Source organism: Paenibacillus sp. NPDC057967, from assembly GCF_042887015.1.
Taxonomy (GTDB): domain Bacteria; phylum Bacillota; class Bacilli; order Paenibacillales; family Paenibacillaceae; genus Pristimantibacillus.
Window position 1 is genome coordinate 560,693 of record NZ_JBHVQB010000003.1, and the last position, 24,617, is coordinate 585,309.

The 24,617-nt window shown below is 53.6% G+C and carries 20 protein-coding genes; all 20 read right to left on the reverse strand.

The window, feature by feature from the left end; all coding sequences use genetic code 11:
* Positions 1-8: 8 nt before the first annotated feature.
* A complete protein-coding gene (gene radC, locus ACFVSO_RS09960; protein WP_387472731.1) occupies positions 9-698 on the reverse strand; it encodes a RadC family protein in 690 nt (229 codons plus the stop codon).
* 70 nt (positions 699-768) lie between these two features.
* Positions 769-1,407 carry a Maf family protein gene (locus ACFVSO_RS09965; RefSeq protein ID WP_387472733.1) on the reverse strand — a complete coding sequence of 213 codons (639 nt, stop codon included), beginning with the start codon at positions 1,405-1,407 and terminating at the stop codon, positions 769-771.
* A 63-nt stretch (positions 1,408-1,470) separates the two neighbouring features.
* Complete coding sequence (locus ACFVSO_RS09970; protein ID WP_387472735.1) at positions 1,471-1,713, reverse strand: DUF4321 domain-containing protein; 243 nt, start codon at positions 1,711-1,713, stop codon at positions 1,471-1,473.
* Positions 1,714-1,774: 61 nt separating this feature from the next.
* Positions 1,775-3,145: a hypothetical protein gene (locus ACFVSO_RS09975; RefSeq protein WP_387472737.1), complete on the reverse strand. Its 1,371-nt coding sequence runs from the start codon at positions 3,143-3,145 to the stop codon at positions 1,775-1,777.
* A gap of 139 nt (positions 3,146-3,284) precedes the next feature.
* Entirely contained in the window at positions 3,285-4,688 is a 1,404-nt protein-coding gene (gene murC, locus ACFVSO_RS09980) for a UDP-N-acetylmuramate--L-alanine ligase (protein WP_387472739.1), read from the reverse strand.
* Between the two features lie 7 nt (positions 4,689-4,695).
* Positions 4,696-6,084: a bifunctional folylpolyglutamate synthase/dihydrofolate synthase gene (locus ACFVSO_RS09985; RefSeq protein WP_387472741.1), complete on the reverse strand. Its 1,389-nt coding sequence runs from the start codon at positions 6,082-6,084 to the stop codon at positions 4,696-4,698.
* A gap of 25 nt (positions 6,085-6,109) precedes the next feature.
* Positions 6,110-8,752: a valine--tRNA ligase gene (locus ACFVSO_RS09990; protein WP_387472743.1), complete on the reverse strand. Its 2,643-nt coding sequence runs from the start codon at positions 8,750-8,752 to the stop codon at positions 6,110-6,112.
* A 916-nt stretch (positions 8,753-9,668) separates the two neighbouring features.
* Positions 9,669-11,042 (reverse strand): LysM peptidoglycan-binding domain-containing protein, encoded by a 1,374-nt coding sequence (locus tag ACFVSO_RS09995; protein WP_387472745.1) that lies wholly within the window; start codon positions 11,040-11,042, stop codon positions 9,669-9,671.
* Between the two features lie 96 nt (positions 11,043-11,138).
* Positions 11,139-12,122 (reverse strand): RluA family pseudouridine synthase, encoded by a 984-nt coding sequence (locus tag ACFVSO_RS10000; RefSeq protein ID WP_387472747.1) that lies wholly within the window; start codon positions 12,120-12,122, stop codon positions 11,139-11,141.
* Positions 12,123-12,145: 23 nt separating this feature from the next.
* Positions 12,146-13,447: a glutamate-1-semialdehyde 2,1-aminomutase gene (gene hemL, locus ACFVSO_RS10005; protein WP_387472749.1), complete on the reverse strand. Its 1,302-nt coding sequence runs from the start codon at positions 13,445-13,447 to the stop codon at positions 12,146-12,148.
* A gap of 4 nt (positions 13,448-13,451) precedes the next feature.
* Complete coding sequence (hemB, locus tag ACFVSO_RS10010) at positions 13,452-14,447, reverse strand: porphobilinogen synthase (protein ID WP_387472883.1); 996 nt, start codon at positions 14,445-14,447, stop codon at positions 13,452-13,454.
* Complete coding sequence (cobA, locus tag ACFVSO_RS10015) at positions 14,447-15,997, reverse strand: uroporphyrinogen-III C-methyltransferase (RefSeq protein ID WP_387472751.1); 1,551 nt, start codon at positions 15,995-15,997, stop codon at positions 14,447-14,449. Before cobA ends, hemB begins: the two co-directional genes overlap by 1 nt.
* Positions 15,998-16,001: 4 nt before the next feature.
* Positions 16,002-16,964 carry a hydroxymethylbilane synthase gene (gene hemC / locus ACFVSO_RS10020; protein ID WP_387472754.1) on the reverse strand — a complete coding sequence of 321 codons (963 nt, stop codon included), beginning with the start codon at positions 16,962-16,964 and terminating at the stop codon, positions 16,002-16,004.
* Between the two features lie 2 nt (positions 16,965-16,966).
* Positions 16,967-17,623, reverse strand: coding sequence for a precorrin-2 dehydrogenase/sirohydrochlorin ferrochelatase family protein (locus ACFVSO_RS10025; protein WP_387472756.1), 657 nt, complete (start codon positions 17,621-17,623; stop codon positions 16,967-16,969).
* 27 nt (positions 17,624-17,650) lie between these two features.
* On the reverse strand, positions 17,651-18,457 hold the full coding sequence (gene ccsA, locus ACFVSO_RS10030; RefSeq protein WP_387472758.1) for a cytochrome c biogenesis protein CcsA: 807 nt from the start codon (positions 18,455-18,457) through the stop codon (positions 17,651-17,653).
* A gap of 68 nt (positions 18,458-18,525) precedes the next feature.
* Positions 18,526-19,902, reverse strand: a complete 1,377-nt coding sequence (gene hemA, locus ACFVSO_RS10035; protein WP_387472760.1) for a glutamyl-tRNA reductase — start codon at positions 19,900-19,902, stop codon at positions 18,526-18,528.
* A gap of 194 nt (positions 19,903-20,096) precedes the next feature.
* Positions 20,097-20,495 carry an adenosylmethionine decarboxylase gene (speD, locus tag ACFVSO_RS10040; protein ID WP_387472762.1) on the reverse strand — a complete coding sequence of 133 codons (399 nt, stop codon included), beginning with the start codon at positions 20,493-20,495 and terminating at the stop codon, positions 20,097-20,099.
* Between the two features lie 342 nt (positions 20,496-20,837).
* The gene (locus ACFVSO_RS10045; protein WP_387472764.1) at positions 20,838-21,428 is read right to left on the reverse strand and encodes a non-ribosomal peptide synthetase module; all 591 of its coding nucleotides are present in this window, start codon (positions 21,426-21,428) and stop codon (positions 20,838-20,840) included.
* A gap of 219 nt (positions 21,429-21,647) precedes the next feature.
* Positions 21,648-22,235, reverse strand: coding sequence for a ribosome biogenesis GTP-binding protein YihA/YsxC (yihA, locus tag ACFVSO_RS10050; RefSeq protein ID WP_387472766.1), 588 nt, complete (start codon positions 22,233-22,235; stop codon positions 21,648-21,650).
* Positions 22,232-24,601 carry an endopeptidase La gene (gene lon / locus ACFVSO_RS10055; protein ID WP_387472768.1) on the reverse strand — a complete coding sequence of 790 codons (2,370 nt, stop codon included), beginning with the start codon at positions 24,599-24,601 and terminating at the stop codon, positions 22,232-22,234. Before lon ends, yihA begins: the two co-directional genes overlap by 4 nt.
* Positions 24,602-24,617: the final 16 nt, after the last annotated feature.

Consider the following 24,617-nt stretch of genomic DNA (forward strand, 5'->3'; position numbering starts at 1 on the left):
ATATTATATTACAGATGGCCTAGCTCCTTCAAACTGACGAATCTGCCGTCTCCGATAACCAGGTGATCGAGCAGTTCAATTCCGACCAACTGTCCCGCTTCCGCCAATCTCCCCGTCAAGGAGATATCCTCCGGACTTGGCGCAGGGTCGCCGCTAGGATGATTATGTGCGCATATAATAGATGCGCTGTTATATTTGATCGCTGCCCGAAACACTTCTCTTGGATGCACAAGCGATGCGTTAAGCGTTCCTACTGACAATGTTTCCCGGGCAATAATGTGGTTTTTGGTGTTGAGAAACATACATACAAAATGCTCTTTCTTGAGGTAACGAAGCTCTTCCATAATATAGTCGGCAGCATCCTTCGGCCTTCTCACCGTCGTGACATCGCCAAGCCTGCTCCTTGTAATACGCCGTCCAAGCTCGATCCCAGCACGCAGCTGGAGCGCCTTGGCCGGACCGACTCCGGATATGGCCGTCAACTCTTCCATGCTCATGTCCATCAAATTGCGCAGACTTCCGCATTGCTTCAGAATCGTGCCTGCTACATGTACAGCAGACTGATTCCGGGTGCCTGTCCGCAATAATATTGCCAGCAGCTCCGCATGGCTTAAAGCTTCAGCCCCATATGTCATCATGCGCTCTCTTGGACGTTCTTCATGGGGGACATTCCGCAAACCTGATGTATGCGCAACCATGTCCCTAACCTGCTTTCTTGTTCAAAATAATGATACTTCATCCCTCTTCATGACGCGGTCATACATTCCCTTAAACAGTGCGTATGCCGTAATGCTCCAGCATATCGGATAATAACGACAATGGAAGGCCGACGACGTTGAAATAACAGCCTTCAATTTCTTCCACAAACGTAGATCCAAGTCCCTGAATGCCATATGAGCCTGCCTTGTCCCGAGGCTCGCCAGTCGCCACATAGCGCCTGATTCGCTCGTTGCCAAGCTCTTTCATTTTCACTTTGGTTCTCCGGCTGGCGACCAGCGTCTTGCCGGAATCCGCAGCGATGCAAGCAATACCTGTAAAGACGTCATGGTGTTGTCCCGACAGCCTCTCCAGCATGCTTGCCGCCTCATCGTCGTTCCGCGGCTTCCCCAGAATATCTCCATCCAGCGCCACGATCGTATCTGCAGCAATAATTAGATCGGAGGTTCCGGCGGTCTTGTCCTCCCGCTTGCGAAGCATCGCCAGCGCCGCTGTCGCTTTGCGCAGACTGAGCTCCTCTACGGTCATTTGCGGTGTCCAGTGGTCAAGGACCGTTTCGTCCGCATCCGTAGACAAAATATAAACCGGCAAGGAAAGGTCTAGAGATGCGACCAGTTCCTTCCGGCGCGGTGACGATGAAGCCAGTACGATCCGGCTTATCGATTCGATTACATTTTGATTGGTTGTCATGCTTCGTATTCTCCTTAGATTGCCTATCCAATCGCGATAATGGTCCAATCGCCGGACCGCATCCTACATCTTGCGATACAGCCAAATAGCGAGCGCCGCCCCAACGATGCTGAACAGGCTCAGTTGCAATTTCAGCGTGAAATCAAAGCTGAGCACATACAAGTCAAGCGCAGGCGACCAGGTTGTCACGATCGGCTTGGTCAAAAAAGACAGCCCTTGAACGGGCTCCAGCCAGCGGGCTACAAGAGCGCCGGCTACAAGTCCAAGCACGATAAACAAGAAAAGGATCCAGCCATTTTTCTTCATCGTTCAATCCCTTTCGCCACGAAATGACACCTAACTCTATTATACGCAGGTTGCCCGCTCTTTACAATGCGCTCATAGACTCGAACCATTCTTTTTGGGCCAGTACAGCGCGCATCAAGGCTTCCTGAGCCTTCCACAGATTCGCTTTGCTCGTCGCCTTGTCATAAGCGAGCATCGCGTCGCCGACATCGCTGATCGCATCCGTCAGCTTCACTAGATAATCACCTTCCTTGCCGTTGCCAACCCCTTTTTTCATCGTCTCGGCAGAGGTTTTCCATTCACTGAGCTTGTCTTGCCACGCCTTGGATGCAGCTCCTCCGATTGGGGACAGCTCGGCCTGCTCCAATTGCGTCACAATCAGCGACGACCACGCAGCAACCAGTCCATGCGTGCGGTCAAAGAACAGCCTGGCGTCATCTTCGCTGCCTGTGAAGGCAAGCTTATCCGGGAGAGCAAGCTTCAGCTCTTTTTTGTAAATAAGCATATCTGGCATCTGGGCAGCCAGCACCCCGGCTTCCTTCTGGTTCATCGCTAGACCCGCATACACATAATAGGAATCTCCCGAATGAATCGTGGCGCCTGGCAATCCTTTTGCCGCAAGCTGTTTAAGAGCTTCATCGCGTCCCTCCGTTCCTTTGAACACGCCGTATTGCAGCACGGAATACGCTTGTTCTCCGCCCAGACTTACCGTTGCAGCGGAAGGCTTATCCGGCTGCGCGGCAGGCGGAGTCTTTGTACCGGTATTCTCCTTGCCTTCTTCCCCGATGGCTCCGGTGACTGGAAGATTCACAACATCGTCCAGCGTGACACCATTCCCTTCTACCGACTTGCCATTCTGGGCGCTTCCAGGCCAGATGATACCGCCCGTGAACAAGGTCAGAATAAAGTAACCGAACAGAGCGCCCGTCGCCAGCGCACCTGCAACCGACAGGAAGACGTTGAACCATGATGGTCCGCCTGATTTGCGAACAATCGGCCCTTCTTCCTCCAGCACCGGCTGATGGTCACGATCGCCGCCCCAATCATATGCAGACTTTCTCTCCTTCACTTCCGGCATGGAAATATCATGCTGCAGGGAAGACCACGGATCAGCCAACTCAAGCTTCTGGTGTTCCTCAGACTCCCGATCTGCGCTATGGTTCCGTTTAGGGCCTCGGAACCCCGCTTGCGCCGCATAATTTTTTTCCTCTGAACCATCGGCAGAATCACGGATCATTTTCTCCAGTGCGCCGACATCCTCATGGAAGGCGCCCTCCCATGGATGAGTGTCATCTATACCATTCGAAGCCAACGGCTGATATAAGGGGATTACATTGCCAGTTGGCGATTGTTTCCTCCGCTGCTCGTCCATTCGCGGCTGCTTGTCTTCCTTGTTGCCGATCTGCTGGCCATGTTGATCAAAACGATAGGTTATCCGGTTGTTTGGCTTCATGTCCATCTCTCCTCGTCCCATTGTCTGCTATTAGTCTATGAAATGAAAAAGAGAGTTATGACGGGATAATGAGAGATTCAAAAAAAGAAGCGAGGCCGTCTAAAGACAGCCTCGCTTCTTATATTATTCGTTTAAAGAATCAAGATGATACGGAAGTCAAATATTTGGCCAAAGCGTCAGCCGCTTTCCAAATATCGCCTGCACCCATCGTGATCACCAGATCGCCTGGAGCGACCCGCTCCTTAAGCACGCTGAGCACTTCTTCCTTGGTTGCGATATACTCCGCTTTGGCATGACTGTTCTTGCGAATCAGCTCAACCAGCTTGCCGGAGGTCACGCCTTCGATCTGCTTCTCGCCAGCCGGAGAGTAAATATCCGTAATGATAACCTCATCCGCTTCCGAGAACGATCTGCTGAATTGCTCGAACAGGAAAAACGTTCGCGTATAGCGCTGCGGCTGGAATACGGCAATGATGCGTTTCCCTGTTGCCTTGGCCGCGCTGATGGTCGCTTGAATCTCAGTCGGGTGATGAGCATAATCGTCAATAACGAGAATGTCATTCACTTCCCCGAGTACCTGGAACCGGCGCTTAGCTCCGCGGAAGGAGCTGATCGCCGCTTTGATCGCGTCGAAATCAAGGCCCGCTTCCAGACAGGTTATGACGGTCGCCATCGCGTTCGACACATTGTGAAGTCCGGGAACAGACAGCTCGATATTGCCTAGCAGCACGCCGTGCTTTAACATATCGAAGGATACCTTGCGGTCGCCAAGAATGACATTGTCTGCCTTGTACATCGCGTCCTCATGAATGCCGAACGTAACGAGCTGGGACGCTTCACGGTCCGCGTCATCCTTATAGATATGAGGCAGAAGCTCCCTTACCGTCTCACTGTCGGCGCAGACGATTGCTTTGCCGCCATCCTTCACCTGCTGAAGAAACTGCACGTAGGCAGCTTTCAGCTTTTCGAAGTCGCCATCATAATTTTCCAGATGATCCGGCTCGATGTTCGTAACTATCCCGATGGAGGGATGATACTGCAGGAAAGAGCCGTCGCTCTCATCCGCTTCCGCCACCACATATTCACCTTTTCCGGCTTTCGCGTTGGTGCCAACGTTAACGATTTCTCCGCCGATGATGTAAGTAGGATCGGCTTTGCATGCTTCCATGACAAGTGCGATCATGGAGGAAGTAGTCGTCTTGCCATGCGCTCCCGCTACGGCAACGCCCTTCCCCGCATTCATTAGCCTTGCCAGCATTTGGGCGCGATGCAGCACCGGAATATTAAGTTCTTCCGCCGCTCTGCGCTCCACATTGTCGCTCGTCAGAGCTGTCGAGTACACGACCAGATCGGCGCCTCGCACATGCTCCGGCTGATGGCCGATATAAATATCAGCCCCTTTTGCAGCAAGCTTCTCCGTAAGCTCCTGCCGCGCGACATCGGAACCGGTTACCTTATAGCCCATCTCCAGCATGACGCGTGCAATCGCGCTCATGCCGTAACCGCCGATCCCGATGAAATGAACGTGTTCTGCCGTATTCAAAGACGGTTCACCAACCTTTTTCAGAATCCGAGTTGTACAGCAAGCGGGCGCGAGCGTCCGCTATCAAATAAAGCGTCCCTGTCACGACCCCAAGATCCGAAGACCCGGTAACCTGTTGTAATGTTTGCAATGCCTGCTTCCAATCCTTCTCGATGACAAGCTCGAACGGCTTCCCGCCTTGCAGCTCCTGGCGCAGCTCCTCTACGATAGCAGCCAAGTCCTGCGCTTCCATCTTCATCCGATAATCGGGCTCGGTTAAGATAAGCGTATCCACTATTGGTAGTATATGCTTAAATGTCTCCCGATGATTCTTATTCTCCAGCATCCCCATCACAACATGAAGACGCTCGTACTTATAAGTCTCTTTCAAGGCCTTCACCAGCATCTCCGCACCTTCTGGATTATGGGCGCCGTCAAGCAAAATGCGAGGATCGCGCTTCACCATCTCCAGTCTGCCCGGCCATGCCGCTTTGAGCAATCCCTCTTCCAGGGCGTCGTCATCGACGACAAGCGCCTGATATTGCCGCAGCACCTCTAATGTCATAACAGCCACAGCCGCATTCGTCCGCTGATGCGCCCCGTTAAGGGAGATGCGAAGCGGATCGATCGTCCGGAACATGCCCTGGAAGCGGAACTGCTGCTCATCCTCCCTCACATCGAGAGCCGATTCACTGAACTGTTCGCCGAGCATATACAGCGTGCTGCTCTTCTCGCTGGCTACCCGCCGAATCACGTCGACCACTTCCGGCTGTGTTACTGCGCTGACGACAGGAATGCCTGGCTTAATGATGCCCGCTTTCTCCTCCGCCACTTGCGCAAGCGTGTCGCCAAGACGGTCCATATGATCATGTCCGACATTGGTAATAACAGATATAACCGGATAGACAATATTGGTCACATCCAGCCGACCGCCAAGACCGGTCTCCCAAACAACATAATCCGGGAAAGTTACCTTGGCAAAATAAAGAATTGCGAGCGCTGTTGATACTTCGAACATCGTCGGCGAACCGAGCTCCGTCTCCGCGATTGCCTCGACATGCGGCTTCAGCTCATTAGCCAGAACCATCAGATCCTTCTCTTCAATGTCCTTGCCGTTATATTGAAACCGGTTAGTGAACTTCGTGATATAAGGCGATGTGAACGTACCTACATCATATCCGCTCTGGAACAGCACGCTGGTCAAATACGCGCATACCGATCCCTTGCCGTTCGTTCCAGCAACGTGAATGAACTTCAATCGGCGGTGCGGATTGCCAAGACGCTCCATGAGCGCCTCAATCCGGTCAAGTCCGGGACGGATGCCGAACGGCACAAGGCCCGTGATCCAATCCGTCGCCGTCTGATAGGTAGGGAGAGCTTCGCTCTCCCTATGCTGTTGCATCGTTGTATCTGTCATGTCTATCCCTTCTTCCGCTTTAGGACTAACCTCGCAATTCTGTGATGCGTGCCAGCACTTTGTCTCTCTTCTCGGCGTAGTCCGCCATCTTGGCGCGTTCTTCCTCGATAACCTTGGCAGGCGCCTTCGCTACGAAGCCTTCATTGCCAAGCTTCTTCTCCACCCGCTCTACCTCAGAGATCAGCGTCTTCAGTTCTTTCTCCAGCCGGGCAATTTCTTGCGAGATGTCAATCAGGCCTGCAAGCGGCAAGTATAGCTCCGCTCCCGTAATAATGGCGGTCATCGCCTTATCCGGCGCGGCAATGGAGATTCCGCTCTCCAGCAAGGACGTGCCGCAGAAGCGCTTGATGAACTCTTCGTTGCGGGATAGAATTGCAGCTTCGAACTCTCCAGCCGGCTTGATCAGCAGTTCGACCTTCTTGCTCATCGGCACGTTCACTTCAGCCCGGATATTGCGCACCGCACGAATCATCTCCATGAGGAGCTCCATCTCTTTCACCGCGTCAGGAGCTTCCAGCGCCGTCTCGTATGTCGGCCAAGGAGCCAGCGTAATCGTCTCGCCCTCATGCGGCAGATGCTGCCAAATCTCTTCGCTGATAAACGGCATGAACGGATGAATCAGGCGCTGTGTCCGGTCCAGCACGTAAGCCAGCACTGATTGCGTCGCGCGCTTCGCCGCTTCATCCCCGCCATTCAAGCTGAGCTTCGAGAATTCAATGTACCAGTCGCATAGATCGTCCCAAATAAAGTTGTACAGTACGCGGCCGGTCTCGCCGAACTCATAGCTGTCGATCATTCTTGTCACATCGTGTACAGTCTCGTTCAGGCGATGCAGAATCCAGCGGTCCGCTGTGCCCAGCTTCACGTTAATATCAATATCGCTTGCGCTGAACCCTTCCAGGTTCATCAGCGCAAAACGAGAAGCGTTCCAAATCTTGTTCGCGAAGTTGCGCGCCTGCTCTACTTTCTCATAGCGGAAGCGCAAGTCCTGGCCAGGCGTGCTGCCCGTCGAAATCATAAAGCGCATCGCATCAGCGCCATATTGCTCGATGACGTCAAGCGGATCTACGCCGTTGCCAAGCGACTTGGACATCTTCTGTCCGTCCTTGTCGCGTACAAGGCCATGCAGCAGCACGTCCTTGAACGGCATCTCGTCGGTAAATTCGAGCGCAGTGAAGATCATGCGGGCTACCCAGAAATAAATAATGTCGTAGCCGGTAACTAGAACATTCGTTGGGTAGTACCGTTTTAAGTCCTCGGTCTGATCCGGCCAGCCCAGCGTGGAGAATGGCCACAATGCGGAGCTGAACCAAGTGTCCAGCACGTCGTTGTCCTGACGGAGATGGTCGCCCTTCATATCCTCACGGGATACATGCATCTCGCCAGTCGCATCGTCGTACCATGCCGGAATCCGGTGGCCCCACCATAGCTGTCTGGAGATACACCAGTCGCGGACGTTTTCGATCCAGTTCAGATAGATTTTCTCGAATCTCTCTGGCACGAATTGTACGCCTTTGCCTGCTTTCTGAGCAGCAATTGCCGCTTCCGCCAGCGGCTTCATCGCAACAAACCATTGCGTGGACAAATAAGGCTCAACGACTGCGCCGCTGCGCTCGCTATGGCCGACTTGATGCACATGGTCTTCAATGCGCACGCAGACGCCTTGCTCCTGCAAGTCCTTCACCAGCTGTTTGCGGCATTCGAAGCGGTCCATGCCCTGGTAAGGGCCCGCTTCAGCGTTCATCGTGCCTGTCTCGTCCATCACGATGATTTGCGGCAGGCTATGGCGCTCGCCTACCTCGAAGTCGTTCGGGTCATGAGCTGGTGTAATCTTCACCGCGCCGGAGCCGAATTCCTTCTCGACGTATTCGTCGGCGATGATCGGAATCTCTCTGCCGACTACCGGCAGCACGATCATGGAGCCGATCAGATGCTTGTATCGATCATCCTCCGGATGAACGGCAACCGCCGTATCGCCCAGCATCGTCTCTGGACGCGTCGTCGCCACCGTGATGTGGCCGGAGCCGTCCTTAAGCGGATACTGCAAATGATACAGGTGGCCGTTCAGCTCCTTGTATTCCACTTCAATATCCGACAGTGCCGTGCGTGCCGCAGGGTCCCAGTTAATAATCTTTTTGCCGCGGTAGATCAAGCCCTTCTCATAGAGGCGAACGAATACTTCGCGAACCGCCTTGGACAAGCCCTCATCGAGCGTAAACCGTTCCCTGGAGTAATCCAGGGACAGACCCATCTTCGCCCATTGCTCGCGGATTGTATTCGCATATTGGTCCTTCCACTCCCATACCTTCTCCAGGAACGCCTCGCGTCCCAGATCGTGGCGGGAAGTGCCTTGCTCGCGGAGCTTCTGCTCTACCTTAGTCTGAGTTGCAATGCCGGCGTGATCCGTTCCCGGAAGCCACAGCGCATCATAGCCTTGCATCCGCTTCGTGCGGATCAATATATCCTGCAGCGTGAAGTCGAGCGCATGGCCAATATGCAGCATGCCCGTAACGTTCGGAGGCGGAATAACGATAGTGTATGGTTCCGCATCAGGACGCTTGCCCGCTTCGAAATAATTGCCTTTTACCCAGTATTCATACCACTTCTGTTCTGCCGATTTGGGATCGTAAGTCGTTGGCATTGCCGGTTTGAATTGGTCATCTGACATTGATTTCATCCTCCACTTATTCTTCTACACATGCAAAAAGACCTCTCGTCCTGTCAATAAAGGACGAAAGGTCATGCTTCCGTGGTACCACCTTTGTTCCGCTGAGAATCCTATCTCACGGCACTCGAACAGATAACGGCTGCTACCGGCCCACATTAGCGCGAGATGATCCCGCGGTTCGTATAGGCAACTCCGGGGCGACCCGTATGCAGTCTCATCCTGCAGAACCTCTCAGCGTAACGGTTCCGCTCTCTGAAGGCTCGCTGCGTACTAATCCCCTTCAACGTTGTTGTCACACATATATGTTTTATCATACCTTTGTTGCGGTTCGGAGTCAACCTGATCCTATCACGATATAGGCAAAAGCTATAAAGGACTGTTCCTTATCTTCATTCCAGACATATGTGCAACGATAAAAAGACATTTCATGTCTAAACACACAAACTGCGCAAGATATATTCTTCCAGATAACAGGCGAACGCTATCGCTTCTCCAGAACATATCTTGCTTCGTTTGTTGCCGCCTGTGCAGTGGTGTGTGAAACAACTAAATGCGCTGATTCGGAGATTGGAGTGAAACTGTGGTGTGTGACACAACTAAATGGTGATGATTCGGAAACTGGAGCGAAATAGCGGTGTGTGACACAACTAAATACGCTGATTCGGCGATTGGAGCAAAATAGTGGCGTGTGGCTTCACGCTTCGCTTCTCTAAAGTATTTCTTACTCCGTTTTTTCGGCTATTCAGTGATATCCTTCAAAACGCTTATTCTTAAAAGCCTGGTCTGGACACAAAAAATGGCTATGCCAGGAATGATACTCCTGAGCACGCCATTAATTGTAATCCACTTATCCAATAAGGGATGGCCATCCTTGGGTGAAAGACTTCACCATTTAGACAGCCTGCCTGCCATGGCATTATGGAATATATAACAGCTGACCTTCGGCAACCGAAGATTCATGCAAGCCGTTATGAACAAGCAGCTCGCGCGGATTCAGGCTGTAACGGAGCGCAATCTGCTCCAGCGTTTCTTCGCGCTGCACGATGCATACCCGGATTTTGCGAAACTCATTCTCCTCGGCCTGCTTGCTGAGGAACAGCTTTTTCCACTCGATCTCTTCCTCGGATGTTGTCTGGGCTCTTGCAGCCTCCGCTTGCTCCGTAAGCGTCTGCTCGGCAGCTTCCCGGGCGGCTTGCTCGCGTTTGCTGGACTGCAGCAGCGTACGGAAGCCGAGATCCCCTTGCGCCTCATTCGCCCCGGCCGGCGGTTTGCCGGTGAATGCGATCTGCACCTCTTGCGGCTTGCGAGGCTCCGCCTCCGCTTCGAGCTCCTGGAATACCGGCGCCTCTTCCTCAGGTTGAATGGACAGCTCTCCCTCATGCTGCGCGAATACAGGCTCCTCTGCGGCTTCTGTCTCCTCTTCCGGGCGATAAGCCTGGCTTTCGCTCCACTCCGCTTCTTCCCTGCTCACTTGCGCAGACTGTGGGGGCTGCGGCGTATATGCAGGCTGCTGGAATTGCTGGTACAGCGATGCCAGCTGCGAGATGCCCTGCTGCTGGTATGGCTGCTGAGCAGAGGCCTGCTGATAGGACTGGCTCTGCTCCATTTGCTGCGGCTGTGCATTCCACTGCAGCCAGCTATCCTCAGAAAGCTCTTCCCTTGGCGCCAGCGGTATCTCCTGCTCTTCTGCCGCCTCCTGCCACTCGGCGGCCTGCGCACTTTGTTCCGCTATGTAGGTTTCGTCCGCGCCCTGCTCTTCGCTGTCCCTCGCTGTCTGGTATTCCGATTCGGCCTCATTCGATAACAGCCCCTGGTATACCTTAGTATCCGAGTCGTCCTCGAATTCATTGGGCTCCTGCAGCGCCCTCTGATGGATTGCCGTAAAAGACTCATCCTCCCACTGCAATCCCTCTTCCTCCACCGGCTCAACGGATATGCCGCGAAGCGAGAGTACCCCCGTAATGTTCAAGGTGCGGGCTGACAGCAGGTCCACATCAAAGTTATCGATTTCGATTGAAATGTCATCGAGCCGGGACACCCGGTTCATGGGCAAAGAAATTTCTACCGGTATCCAATGCTCCAGCGCAAGCGGTCCTGCCGCGCTATCTTGTCCGCGATAGACACCGCTTAGTAGCAGCTGACCCTTCAATATTGCCTGGTCCCCCTGATCAATAACCTGTATACGGGGAACAAGCTCGATCTCCTCCAGCTCGTCAATTCCTGCGACGTCATCGGGCAGATGAACCCGTTCATATACGTCAAATCGCAATCCGTTCGACCCTGTTGACATGACATATTCCTCCCTTCGTACTGAATGCTTGGGCTAACTGTACATTCACTACTTATCTATATGGTAGATAGGTCGGGAGCATGACTGTCATTTTATTCAGGAACGAGTTTCTAGAGACAAGCGCTTTAGCCAGTCCGGCCAAGGCGACTGCACGTCCAGCAGCCTGCCTGTCAGCGGATGAGGGAAGACCAGTCTCTCACCATGCAAAGCCTGATGGCCAAGCAATCTGCTAGAGCCGCCATAGAGGGTGTCCCCGACAAGCGGATGGCCGATATGGCTCATATGGACGCGTATTTGATGCGTCCTTCCCGTCTCCAGCCGGAGACGGACGATCGTCATGCCATCCAGCTGCCGTATCTTCTCGTACGTCGTCAAAGCCGCATCCCCCGACGGCGTGACGCGCCTGCGGGAAGCATGATGGCGGTCTTTGCCAATGGGCCCGTCTATCTTCCCCTTGTCCTGCCTTAGCGCACCTTGCACGGCGGCAACGTAGATACGGTCGATCTCCTTCTCCCTCATCGCCTCATCGAGCTTCCATTGCGCAAGATCGTTTTTGGCATAAAGGACCGGTCCGGAGGTCTCATCGTCCAGGCGGTGGATATGCCGCATCGGCAGAGGGTCGTTCTTCTCCATCATGAGCCTGCATGCAGCTTCATCCAGTGTGCCGGTATGCCCCTCATAAGCGGCATGAACCGGCATGCCTGCCGGCTTATTCAGCACAAGACAATAATCGTCCTCGTACAACACAGCAGGAACGGCTGTGGACTGGGACGGCGGACCGCTTGCCAAATTGCGATATGACTTGTCTTTGGCTGGGTCCAATGCGGGAAAGGCCAGCAGTCCGATGCTATCGCCGACCCACTTGATTCCTCCTACAGAAAATAACCGGTTGACCCATTTGGCCGGGAACAAGGAAGAGGCCAGCAGCCATTGCCGCACATGATGCGGATGACTGCCGGCCTGTAGCCCTGGCATCTCGGCTTTATCAGGGAATAGCTCTGAGGCATGATTCTGCAGCGCAGCTGCATCCAGCAACAGCCATTCCCCGGTTCTGCGTATATAGTGATCCAGCTCCAACATGCCATGAGCCTCCTCTACCTTGATTACAGACGGCTCAGCACCTGATCCTGAATAGCGATTGTCTCGTCGATATCCGCATCGCTGTGGACTGCGGAGATGAACATGCCCTCAAATTGGGAAGGCGCAATGCTGATACCCAGATCAAGCATAGCCGCAAAATATGTCTTGAATCGTTCCAGATCGGCTGTCTTCGCCGTCTCATAGTTAATAACGGTCTTCTCCGTGAAGAACGGGCAGACCATAGAACCTACACGGTTGATCGTCGAGGCAATGCCATGCTTGCTCGCATTCGCTTCGAAACCAAGCTGCAGACGGACGGCTTGTCTCTCCAGCAGCTCATACGTCTCCGGCGTCAACAGCTTCAATGTCGTATAGCCGGCTGCCATCGCAAGCGGATTGCCTGAGAGGGTGCCCGCCTGATAGATTGGACCGCTTGGCGCAATCATCTCCATAATCTCCCGTTTGCCGCCGTAAGCGCCGACAGGAAGTCCGCCGCCGATGACCTTGCCGAAGCAAGTCAAATCCGGCGTAACGCCGAACAGCCCTTGCGCGCACTGGTAACCTACACGGAATCCTGTCATGACTTCGTCGAAGATCAGCAGGCTGCCGTATTGCGTGGTCACATCGCGTAAGCCTTCCAAAAAGCCCGGAAGCGGCGGCACGACCCCCATATTGCCGGCTACCGGCTCAACGATAATGCACGCGATTTCTTCTCCGAACTTCTCAAAGGCAAGCTTAACGGACTCGATATCGTTGTAAGGCACCGTAATCGTATGGGAAGCTACATGCTCCGGAACGCCAGGGCTGTCAGGCAAGCCCAGCGTTGCCACGCCGGAGCCCGCTTTGATCAGCAAGCTGTCCGCATGGCCATGATAGGAGCCTTCGAATTTCATAATTTTGCTTCTCTTCGTATAACCCCGGGCAAGTCGCAGGGCGCTCATCGTCGCTTCCGTACCGGAGTTCACCATCCGTACGACGTCTACGGAAGGCACGCGCTCGCATACGAGCTCGGCCATAAGCGTTTCCAGCTCAGTAGGCGCGCCGAAGCTCGTCCCGCGCTCTGCCGACTTACGAAGCGCTTCAATTACCTCAGGATGGGCATGACCCATAATAAGCGGTCCCCACGAAGCCACATAATCAATATAGACATTGCCGTCGATGTCATAAACGCGGCTGCCTTCGCCGCGCTCCATGTAGACAGGCGTGAGCCCTACCGACTTGAACGCGCGAACAGGGGAGTTGACGCCCCCCGGAATCACTTTCTTCGCTCTGGCGAACGCCTCGGCGGAACGTGTATCATTGCGTCTTCTGTTGCTCTCAGTCATCGCTTTATTCTCCCTTCAGCCAGCGGACAGCGTCTTTGGCATGATACGTAATAATGATATCGGCTCCCGCTCTCTTCATGCTTGTCAGTTTCTCCAACACGATAGCACGCTCATCGACCCATCCGTTTGCTGCTGCAGCCTTAACCATCGAATATTCGGCGCTAACGTTATACGCCACGACAGGAAGATCGAATTGCTCCTTGAGCGTCTTGACAATATCCAGATAGGACAACGCAGGCTTGACCATCAGCATGTCCGCGCCTTCCGCCACATCGGACTCCGCTTCGCGCAGCGCTTCCTGCGAATTAGCCGGATCCATCTGATACGTCTTGCGGTCCCCGAATTGCGGAGCCGAATGAGCCGCGTCGCGGAACGGTCCGTAGAAGGCCGACGCATATTTGACCGAATAAGACAAGATGGCAATATCGCTGTAGCCCGCTTCATCCAGGCCCGCGCGAATCGCATGTACGAAGCCGTCCATCATATTGGATGGCGCAATGATGTCTGCGCCTGCCTCGGCTTGCGAGACAGCCGTACGGACTAGCAGCTCCAACGAGCGGTCATTATCAACGACCGCCACACCGGTAGCTTCATCCTGATGAACGATTCCGCAATGTCCGTGATCTGTGAACTGGCACAGGCAAGTATCAGCCACGACAACTAGCTCAGGCGCCCAGCCCTTCACTGCGCGGATCGCTTCCTGCACGATGCCGTTCGGATCATAAGCCGACGATCCGTGCGCATCCTTATGATCCGGCACGCCGAACAGCAGAACGGACTTGATGCCAAGTGCGACGATCTCACGAATCTCCGCCTCCAGCAAATCCATGGACAGGTGATACACCCCCGGCATGGATGGAATTTCTTCCTTAACCTCCTTGCCATGGGTAACGAACAATGGATATATAAAATCATCTGCGCTTAGCACGTTCTCGCGAACCAGGCTGCGAAGCCCGGCCGTTCTGCGCAGTCGGCGATGTCTTACGATTGGAAAACTCATCATAAACCTCTCCTTCCCTGATTATAGACAGTGATCGCTTCAAGCAAGCTGTCCAGTGTCGAAGCCTCTGCTTCGACAGCTGCATGCAGTCCAGCCTCTTGGATTGTCTTGGTTGTAATTGGCCCGATGCTCGCAATCGGAATGTCCTTGAGAAGCTTCACAGGCTCCTCGACGCCTCTGCGCCGCAATACTTCAAGCAGGTTCGTCACTGTGGACGAACTGGTGAATGTTATCATATGAATGCCGCCTTCACGAAGCCATTCCAGCGCCAGATCATCCTGCGTATCGGCCAGCGTCGTCTCGTACACGTCGATCTCGACAGCCTCAACACCTCTTGCCCTAAGCTCCTTCGGGAGAACCTCGCGCGCCAGATCGCCGCGCGGCAGAAGCGCCTTGTCTCCGGGCCTCAGCCACTCGCTTACCCGATCAAGCAAAGACTCCGCATAGAATTGTACGGGCAGTTCCTCAACGGTTAGTCCCTTTGCGGCGAGCGCCTCTGCTGTTTTGGGACCAACAGCAACAATGCGGGCGGCATGGAATCTCCTCATGTCGATGCCGAAGCGACGCAGATACCGGAAGAAATAATCAACGCCGTTCACGCTTGTGAACATGAGCCATTGGTAGCTCTCGGCTTGCTCCAGACTCGTCCGGATTGCATCTTTAACTTGCTCGTCCTGAGGCTCCCGGATGTCGATAACGGGAAATTCGCACGGTTCTCCGCCAAGCGACTCAATCGCATCCGCAAGCTCGCTCGCCTGCGCTCTTGCGCGGGTGATCATCACTCTCATCCCGAACAAGGGCTTGTTCTCGTACCACTTCAGCTTCTCCCGCTGAAGGACAACCTCGCCGACGATAATGATGGCTGGAGGCTGGAAGTTCGCTTCCTTCACAATGGCCTCAATGGTCTCAAGTGTACCGACAATCGTTTCCTGCTCCACCCTTGTCCCCCAACGAACAAGAGCGACAGGCGTTTGCGGAGGTTTGCCGTGCTTGATCAGTTGATCCGCAATATATCCGATTTTGGCCACGCCCATTAGAAACAACAGCGTACCTGTCGCATTGGTCACCTTGTCCCAATGAATCGAGCGGTCAAGCTTATCCGGGCTTTCATGCCCTGTCACAATGGACAAGGAGGAGGCCAGGTCACGATGCGTCACCGGTATGCCTGCATAGGCAGGTACAGCAATAGCTGACGTAATCCCCGGCACGATATCAAATGCGATGCCATTCTCTTGCAGCAGCTCCGCTTCCTCGCCAACCCGTCCGAAGATCGTCGGGTCGCCGCCTTTCAGACGAGTAACGGTCTTGCCTGCCAGCGCCAAATCCACGAGCAGCCGGTTAATTTCCTCCTGCTTCATCGTGTGGCGATCCGGCAGCTTGCCGACATAGACCAACTCCGCGCCCGGCTTGGCATATCTCAGTAATCTGGGACTAGCCAGCCTATCATAGACGACCACATCGCTATCCTTCAAGCACTCCAATCCTCGTACGGTGATCAGCTTCGGATCTCCTGGACCCGCGCCAACCAAATAAACCTTCCCCTTGTTCATGGCTTTAGCCCCCGATCTCCGCCAGAATGCGGTCGGCGCCGCTTGCAATAAGCGACTCGGCCACTTCCTTACCCAGCTTCTCCGGATCCTTTCCTCGCTTGATCTCCTTCAGAAGCGTCTCTCCGTCAGGCGATCCCACCATACCAGTCAGCTCCAGCACCGGGCCGTCTGCCTCCTCCGACACAATCGTTGCATGAGCCCCAATCGGAACCTGGCAGCCGCCGTTAAGCGTTCCAAGGAAGCTTCGCTCAGCAAGAACCGTAATCTCTGTCTCCCGATCATTAAGTAGAGCAAGCAGCTCCCTAACTTGCGAGTCGCTCTCCCTGCACTCGATACCAAGCGCGCCTTGACCGACGGCTGGAATACATATATCCTCCGGAATGAGTGCCGAGATGCGGTCTTCCCATCCCATACGCGTCAAGCCCGCAGCAGCGAGCACGACCGCGTCGAAGCCTTCTGTCTCCAGCTTGCGAATACGGGAATCGATATTGCCCCTGATCGATTCCAGCTGCAAATCCGGTCTTCTGTTCTTGAGCTGGCTGGCTCGGCGCAGACTGCTCGTCCCGACCCTAGCTCCCTGAGGCAGCGAATCCAGGTCCTGACCGTCCCGCGTCACGAGGCAATCAAGCGGATTAACCCGCTTTGGCGTAGCGCCGTTCATCAAGCCCTCTTGCAACTGGAACGGCATATCTTTCATGCTATGTACAGCGATATCGATCTCTCCATCCAGAAGAGCTTGTTCAATCTCTTTGACGAACAATCCTTTGCCGCCAACCTTTGACAGCGTGACATCCAGAATCCGGTCGCCCTTCGTTACAATCTTGCGGATTTCAAACGTATAACCCAAGCCTTGCTGCTCGCTAATGCGTTTCAGCTCGTCGATCACCTGGCCTGACTGCGTCAGCGCAAGCGCGCTTTGGCGGGTTCCTACGACGATTACGCGTTGTCCATTCGAGTTATTGCTCACGATTAAGCCCTCCCTTTAGTCCTTGCAATCAAGCTCTCTAACCATTGATCCGCGGTTATATTCTCTATTCCTCCGTCAAGCGCTTCCCTCGATGCCAGCCGGAGCAGCTCATCCCTCTCCTCGCGAATACCTGCTCTAGTCAACATTAGCTTGCGAAGCTCTCCAAGCCTCGCTGCCGCTTCACCATAGCGTTCCCCGTATCTTTCGTCCAGCTCTTTGTTCAGCGCCTTAGCCAGCGCGGGGCTAGCTCCTGATGTGGTAACCGTGATTACCAGCGGTCCCCTGCGCGTAACGGCTGGCGTAATAAAGCTTCCACTTTCATAATCATCCGCAATATTGGACAGGATGCCCAGCCTGTCCGCTTCCATCGCAAGGCTGGCATTAAGCGCGCGACCGTCGGTCGCCGCAATCAAGAGCCAAGCTCCCTCTATGTCGCATGCCGCATATGGACGGCTCCGCCAGATCAACCGGCCGGCAGCAGCCCATGCCTCGATGGCCTCCGTCACAACGGGGCTGATGAGCTCAATCCGGTCAGCTCCCGACTCCAATAGCCCTTTGAGCTTGCGCTCGGCCACCTTGCCTCCGCCAATGATCATGCAGAGCTTGCCGGACAGCCTTAATGCTACGGGGTAGAAGCCGCCAGGCGTACAGTCTTCCATGCCGGAGTCCATCCTTTCCTGTTGCCGCTAGTGGAATGAAGAAAATGAGTTCGTCAGCAAATTCAAAAGAAGCATACAAAAGGCAACGATATAAAGCTTGGCCAACTGATGGCCGGGACGATCCTTCACTGCCCGTTGATACACATAGGCAATATACATGACAAGGGACGCAAAGGAGGTCAACACCTTCCAGTCCAGCAGCAGCATCGCCCTGCCCTCCACGATCAGCGACACGGTCGCAATTGCAAGCGACATGGCCAGCAAGGGAACGCCGATAATGACGGCGCGATCGGCGAAACGCTCGATCGTGTCCAGACTGGGATACCTGCGCACAACCTGTGACCAACGCTTGCGCTTAAGCCGGTGATGGAGGAACAGATACATCCCGGCAAGCAGCGCACCAATCGTCAGCGCGACATAGGCGCATAACACCAGGCTGATATGGACGATTAGCAGCTCTCTTGTTGCCTGCCAAGGCTCATAGGATGTGCCGCCCCCCATCCCGCTGTACAAATTAAGGGCCAGAACCGCGAAGCTGACCACATTCACGAAAAACACAATATAATCAATATGAAAAAAACGACTGATAACCAGAGACACCGTGGCGAGCAGCCAAGAGAAGGCCAGCCAATATAAGAAGGTGTTCTGATCGGGGTGTCCCAAGTACAGCTTGGCTACCAGATAGCCAGTCTGCAATATCCATACAAAAACAAGGAGCCCTGTGCCTATCCGCTTCGCTTTCCGACTTGCATGCATAAAGTCGGAAAAGTAAAACAGCAGGCTCAGGGCGTAAATATAAAGTATCGCGTCGTATATCCAGTTAGCCGTTTCCATAGCTCCTCCACTTCACAGCCCTTCACGGATTGACAGGCGAGTACTTCGATATCAAAGTGATGAGCCGGTTATGGGCGGGCAAATACGGGAGCGGCATGGGAATGCACGAGTTTAGGTTGTACGGCAGCAGACGCTGGCTCCTGGGCCGCAGCCAACTCCTGCTCACGGGATTGTTCCAGCTGATTCTCCAGTGCGAACAGCTTCACGAACATGTCCATCGCTTCATCCGCCCGTTTCTCGCCGGCCATTTCCTTGATACGAAGTATAGGATCCTGCATCATTTGATTGACGATGCTTTTGGTCAGCTTGCGAATGACCTTCAGCTCATGCTCGTCCAGATCAGGCAGCTTGTTTGTCAGGCTGTTCATCGTATCCTCATGGATCTCTGCCGACTTCGTCTGCAAGGCCCGGATAAGCGGCACGACGCCAAGCGTCTTGTACCAATGCTCGAACAGCTTGATTTCTTCTTCGATCATCACTTCAATCTTCGCAGCCTCCTGACGGCGTTGTTCCAGGTTGCTCTGCACAATGCCCTCCAAATCGTCGATGTCGTACAGGAAGACGTTCTCTACTGCTGCAATCGTCGGGTCGAGGTCCCGAGGAACCGCAATATCGATCATAAAGAGCGGCTTTGATTTGCGGCGCTGCATCGCTTGATTCACTTGTTCACGGTTCAGCACATAACCATTCGCTCCGGTGGAGCTGATAATAATATCGACCTCATGCAGCTTCTTGGCCGCCTCTTCCATCGAGCATGGCACGCCGTTGAACTTGTCAGCCAACGCTGCGGCACGCTCGAACGTACGGTTGACGACGAGCACGCGGTCCGCCCCATTCGCATACAGATGCTTGGCTGTAAGCTCACCCGTCTCACCTGCTCCGATCACCATAACGGTCTTCTTGTTGAATTGGCCGAAGATCTGCTTGCCAAGCTCCACTGCTGCATAACTGACCGACACCGCCGTCTCCCCAATCATCGTCTCCGAATGGGCGCGCTTGGCCATTGTCACGGCTTGCTTGAACAGCATGTTGAAGATTGTGCCTGTCTTTTTCTCGGCTTGCGCCAGCAAGAAGGCATCCTTCACTTGTCCCAAAATTTGAGTCTCGCCAATCACCATGGAATCCAGTCCGCTTGTTACCCGGAAGAGATGCTCGATCACCTTGACGTCCTCATACATATATAAATGGTTTGTAAACTGCGCACGAGGCAGATTGAACCACTTCTCCATAAAGCTTCGGATATAATGACCGCATAGATGATGGCGATCCACTACGGCATAAATCTCCGTCCGGTTGCACGTAGCCACGATAACACATTCCATAATGCTCTTCGTTTCCATGAGGCCCTTAAGCGCAGCCGGCAGCTCATGCTCGGCAAATGCGAATTTCTCCCTCACTTCTACAGGAGCTGTCCTATAATTCAGACCTACTACGATAATGTGCATGTGTGATCTCCTGCCTCCTTCTGATGCTGGTCCAATCCCTTGATGTTATCGAATATTATAGCATAGTTCGACATTCATATTGGGTTCATTTATGAATAATGTTTGAAAAATACATTCACAGTATGCCCTGAATTCACAAAGAAATAACCATGGAATGGCTCCATGGTTATTCCCGTATCTTACAATAATGAGCCTTACACAAGCTCGATTTGTTTCATTTTCGGTTCTTCGACTTGCAGCTCGCCCATGCCGCGAACCAGCTTCTTCGCGTGGGTCGTCTTTGGCTTAAGCACCGTCAGCATGTAATCGATCGCGAGCTGAGGATCAACAGTTTCACCGCAGGTATAGCAGTCAAGCGCAGCAAAGCCTCTCTCAGGGTACGTATGAATCGAGAGGTGACTCTCCGACAGCAGCACGAGTACCGTCGCGCCTTGAGGTTCAAATTGTTTGGATTGTACCGACATTACAGTTGCGCCACAAGCTTCAGCAGCCTCTACCATGTGAGATTGCAAAAATTCAGCGCTGTTCAGCAATTCAAAATCTACACCCCAAGCATCAACAGCAACGTGTCTTCCGAAAGTTGAGTATTCCATCTTCCGGTTCCCCCTTCCTAGGAATAAAATGTTTAAAAAATTTCATCCGCTAGGACCTACGTCATTCACTTCCCGAGGGACTAATCTCTCGCAACATAACTATGTCCTGAGTGAATCCTGGTTCCTAATATTGTAGAGCAACAATGTTTTCAACGAGAATAAAAATAACATCTATCCGCGAGAAATGCAATACCTTTTTTTATTTAGGCTCCATTTGGCAGCAGCTCATTCCGTTACGTATCAATCTATGTACGAGCAGATTGTCCTGAAACCGTGCCTATAAAAAAAGAAAGACCGGCTTACCGGCCTTTCCTTTTTTGCTTCGGGCGTTCCCGTGTGCTTCTACGCTTCAAGCACAAACAGCTTGTGAGTAAGCTCCGTCAGCCTCTGGTCAATGGTGGCAATTTCAACGCGGTCGGTTGTCTGGTTGCGCAGATCAAGCAGTTCATTCACCGCGCCCCCAATCAAGCCGATCTCCCGTTCAATCAGTCGACTGCGGAATACACGCTCCAGCTGACCCAGCGTATCCTTGTGTTCGAACACGATACGCTCGCCGGCTTCCGAGCTCTCCACAATCTTCTGGACGGCGCCGTTCCTATAGTGATAGATCATCGTATAATGGCTGTAAATGCGGTTGACGATCGCGTTGCCCCGGAAAGCGGTCACCGCTTTGCGAAGCGCGTTGGTCAGCTTAGGTTCTACAAGACGGCAAGAAAGCTCGCAAACATAATATCCTTGCCTTCGCTCGAAGGTCAATCGGACTTCTTCCCTCCCTGCGATATCGTGAAGAAGGAGTTCCTGGTTGCCGTTATCGAGTACCAATACCTGCATGCGCAGCTGCTGATCCTCCATAAAAGCGATGAACTTTGACATTTCTTCTTGATTTAACTGCAGTTTGGCATTTACATACTCTGTGGCTAGCCGCTTAGCCATAAAAATCTCCTCAATTCTTTGAGACCCCACCGACTTTTGCGCCAGTAGCAGCCTTTTCAGCATTGCTTATGTTTATTATACGTGATCCATCATTTTTATTCCTGCCGGCCAGCCTTCATTTTTGCGCATATTTCAAGAAAAATCGGAGGATTCCAGAAGGAATCGCAACAATTGCACTGTATTCTTTAAATTATACGAGAACTTCCCGTACTTTCTGCCTTATGTGGCAATCGCTTCGTTAATTACATCCCACAGCTGCTCGCGGCCAAGCCCTGTCTCGGAAGAGAAGAGCACGACGGAATCGCGCGGGTCTGCTTCCAGTGTTGTTTTGATCATCTTGATATGCTTGTCCCACTTCGACCGCGGAATCTTGTCGGCTTTGGTCGCAACAATGCAGGTGGGAATCTCGTAATGCTTGAGCCAGTGATACATCAGCACGTCGTCCTTGGACGGCTCGTGACGGATATCGATAACGAGAAGCTGCAGTTTGTGCGGCTCGCGACTCTGCAGATAGGTCTCGATCATCTCGCCGAACTTCTCCCGCTGCGTCTTGGATACTTTCGCATATCCATAGCCCGGAAAGTCCACCAGATAGACCGAGTCATTCACCCGGTAGTAGTTGAGCTGCTGCGTCTTGCCCGGCTGCGAGCTCGTTCTAGCCAAGTTTTTGCGCATGATAAGCTTATTAATCAGGGATGATTTCCCGACGTTGGAACGCCCCGCCAGAGCGATCTCTGGCAAGGCATCCTCCGGATATTGATGCGGACTGACCGCGCTTATAATAAATTGTGCGTCTAGTATTTTCATGAAATGATTGTCCCTGCCCTCTCTTCAGTTGCTGCCGGCAGCAAGGCATGCTTAAGCACATCGTCCATGTGGCTTACCGGCACAAAGTCCAGCTCGCTGCGAATGCTGTCCGGTATATCGCGCAGATCGCGCTCATTGTCTTTGGGCAACAGCACTTTTTTAATACCGGCACGATGTGCTGCGAGCGACTTCTCTTTGAGCCCGCCGATCGGAAGCACTCTTCCCCGCAGCGTAATCTCGCCCGTCATAGCCACTTCCTTGTCGACATGCCGGTTCGTCAGCGCCGAGATCAGCGCTGTCGCCATCGTAATGCCCGCAGATGGTCCGTCTTTCGGAATTGCGCCTTCGGGTATATGAATATGAATATCATTCTTCTCATGGAATTGGGGATCGATGCCGAGCTGTTCCGCTTGGGAACGCGTGAAGCTGAAGGCGGCTTGAGCCGACTCCTTCATCACATCTCCCAGCTTGCCTGTCAGCGTAAGCTTGCCACTGCCGGGCATGACCGTCACTTCGATGACAAGCGTATCGCCGCCCACCTCTGTCCATGCCAGCCCCGTAACCGCGCCAATTTGATTCTCGCTCTCGGCAAGGCCATACCTGAACTTCGGCGGACCGATCCATTCCTTGATCCGCTCTTCATCCACCGTAAGCGCTTCGGCAGAATCCTTGTTTTCATCAGCGACAAAATGCTTGGCCGCCTTCCGGCACACCGCCGCAATCTGCTGCTCCAGATTACGCACGCCAGACTCTCTCGTATATTCCCGTATAAGAAGCTGCAGCGCCTCTTCCTTGACTTGAAGCTGCTCCTCGCCAAGACCATGCTCCCGCTTCTGTTTAGGCAGCAAATAGCGTACAGCGATCTGGTGCTTCTCAAGCTCGGTATACCCCGGAATGTAGAGCACCTCCATCCGGTCCAGCAGCGGACGCGGAATGTTATGGAGCGCATTAGCCGTCGTGACGAACATGACGTTCGAGAGATCGAACGGCACCTCGATATAGTGGTCGCTGAACGTTCCGTTCTGCTCCGGGTCCAGCACCTCCAGCAGAGCGGAAGAAGGATCGCCGCGGAAGTCGGATGCCATCTTGTCGATCTCATCCAGCAAGAATACCGGGTTAAGACTGCCAGCGGTCTTCATGCCTTGCATGATGCGGCCTGGCATCGCGCCTACGTATGTACGGCGATGACCCCGTATTTCTGCTTCGTCTCTGACGCCGCCCAGTGAAATGCGGACGAACTTGCGTCCAAGCGACTTGGCAACGGAACGGGCCAATGAAGTCTTGCCGACGCCGGGAGGACCCACCAGACACAGAATCGGGCCTTTCAGCTTCTTGACCAGCTGCTGCACCGCCAGATACTCCAGCACGCGCTCCTTCGGTTTCTCAAGACCATAATGGTCTTCATTCAAAATTTCTTCGGCCTTCGACAAACTAAGATCGTCTTCCGTTAATTTACTCCACGGCAAAGCAAGTAACCAATCGATATAATTCCGGATGACGCCTCCCTCGGCAGAGGATGGCGGCATCTTCTCCAGACGGTCGATCTCTTTGTTAACCTTCTCCATCACAGACTCCGGCACGCCCGCTTCTGCCAGCTGCGCGCGAAGCTCTTCCGCTTCGCCGGCGCGACCTTCCTTGTCGCCAAGCTCCTTCTGGATCGCCTTCATCTGCTCGCGCAAATAATATTCCTTCTGCGTCTTCTCCATCTGCTTCTTGACACGCTGGTTGATCTGGCGCTCCAGCTCAAGCACCTCACGCTCATTGTTCAGCAGGTCGAGCAGCCGCTCCAGCCTTGCTGCGACGTCGATCGTCTCCAGAATATCCTGCTTATCCTTGATCTTAAGCGACAGATGACTGGTAATGACATCCGCCAGCCTGCCCGGATCATCGATATCCGATACTGCGGCATACGTCTCCGGCGTTACCTTTTTGGATAAGGAGATATAATGCTCGAATTGGCTCAGCACCGTCCGCATCAAAGCATCCACTTCAGGATCATCGGTCTCCTGCTCGGGGAGCTCCTTCGCCAGTACTTCGTAGTACTGGTCATTCTGCACGTAGCTTTGCACTTCCGCGCGCACGACGCCTTCCACAAGGACGCGTATCGTTCCGTTCGGAAGCTTGAGCATTTGCCGCACTTTCGCAATGGTGCCGATTTTATAGATATCCTCTTCGGTCGGATCTTCAATATTCACTTCCGACTGCGAGCAAAGCAGAATCATATGATCTTCTACCATCGCTCTCTCCAGCGCGCGAACCGATTTGTCCCTGCCCACATCCAGGTGGAGCACCATGCTGGGATACACGAGCAGTCCTCTTAGCGGAAGCAAGGGCAGACGACGACCTTTCGATTTGCCAGGTCCCATACCAGCACCTCCATTC

Bases quoted from the DNA above. Each gene is read 5' to 3' on its own strand.
- radC (WP_387472731.1), bottom strand. From the start codon at position 698: ATGGTTGCGCATACATCAGGTTTGCGGAATGTCCCCCATGAAGAACGT.
- ACFVSO_RS09985 (WP_387472741.1), bottom strand. From the start codon at position 6,084: ATGACAGATACAACGATGCAACAGCATAGGGAGAGCGAAGCTCTCCCT.
- ccsA (WP_387472758.1), bottom strand. From the start codon at position 18,457: ATGGAAACGGCTAACTGGATATACGACGCGATACTTTATATTTACGCC.
- ACFVSO_RS09965 (WP_387472733.1), bottom strand. From the start codon at position 1,407: ATGACAACCAATCAAAATGTAATCGAATCGATAAGCCGGATCGTACTG.
- cobA (WP_387472751.1), bottom strand. From the start codon at position 15,997: ATGAACAAGGGGAAGGTTTATTTGGTTGGCGCGGGTCCAGGAGATCCG.
- speD (WP_387472762.1), bottom strand. From the start codon at position 20,495: ATGGAATACTCAACTTTCGGAAGACACGTTGCTGTTGATGCTTGGGGT.
- ACFVSO_RS09990 (WP_387472743.1), bottom strand. From the start codon at position 8,752: ATGTCAGATGACCAATTCAAACCGGCAATGCCAACGACTTACGATCCC.
- ACFVSO_RS10025 (WP_387472756.1), bottom strand. From the start codon at position 17,623: ATGGAAGACTGTACGCCTGGCGGCTTCTACCCCGTAGCATTAAGGCTG.
- ACFVSO_RS09995 (WP_387472745.1), bottom strand. From the start codon at position 11,042: ATGTCAACAGGGTCGAACGGATTGCGATTTGACGTATATGAACGGGTT.
- ACFVSO_RS09975 (WP_387472737.1), bottom strand. From the start codon at position 3,145: ATGAAGCCAAACAACCGGATAACCTATCGTTTTGATCAACATGGCCAG.
- hemL (WP_387472749.1), bottom strand. From the start codon at position 13,447: ATGACTGAGAGCAACAGAAGACGCAATGATACACGTTCCGCCGAGGCG.
- hemA (WP_387472760.1), bottom strand. From the start codon at position 19,902: ATGCACATTATCGTAGTAGGTCTGAATTATAGGACAGCTCCTGTAGAA.
- ACFVSO_RS10000 (WP_387472747.1), bottom strand. From the start codon at position 12,122: ATGTTGGAGCTGGATCACTATATACGCAGAACCGGGGAATGGCTGTTG.
- lon (WP_387472768.1), bottom strand. From the start codon at position 24,601: ATGGGACCTGGCAAATCGAAAGGTCGTCGTCTGCCCTTGCTTCCGCTA.
- ACFVSO_RS09970 (WP_387472735.1), bottom strand. From the start codon at position 1,713: ATGAAGAAAAATGGCTGGATCCTTTTCTTGTTTATCGTGCTTGGACTT.
- ACFVSO_RS10045 (WP_387472764.1), bottom strand. From the start codon at position 21,428: ATGGCTAAGCGGCTAGCCACAGAGTATGTAAATGCCAAACTGCAGTTA.
- yihA (WP_387472766.1), bottom strand. From the start codon at position 22,235: ATGAAAATACTAGACGCACAATTTATTATAAGCGCGGTCAGTCCGCAT.
- hemB (WP_387472883.1), bottom strand. From the start codon at position 14,447: ATGAGTTTTCCAATCGTAAGACATCGCCGACTGCGCAGAACGGCCGGG.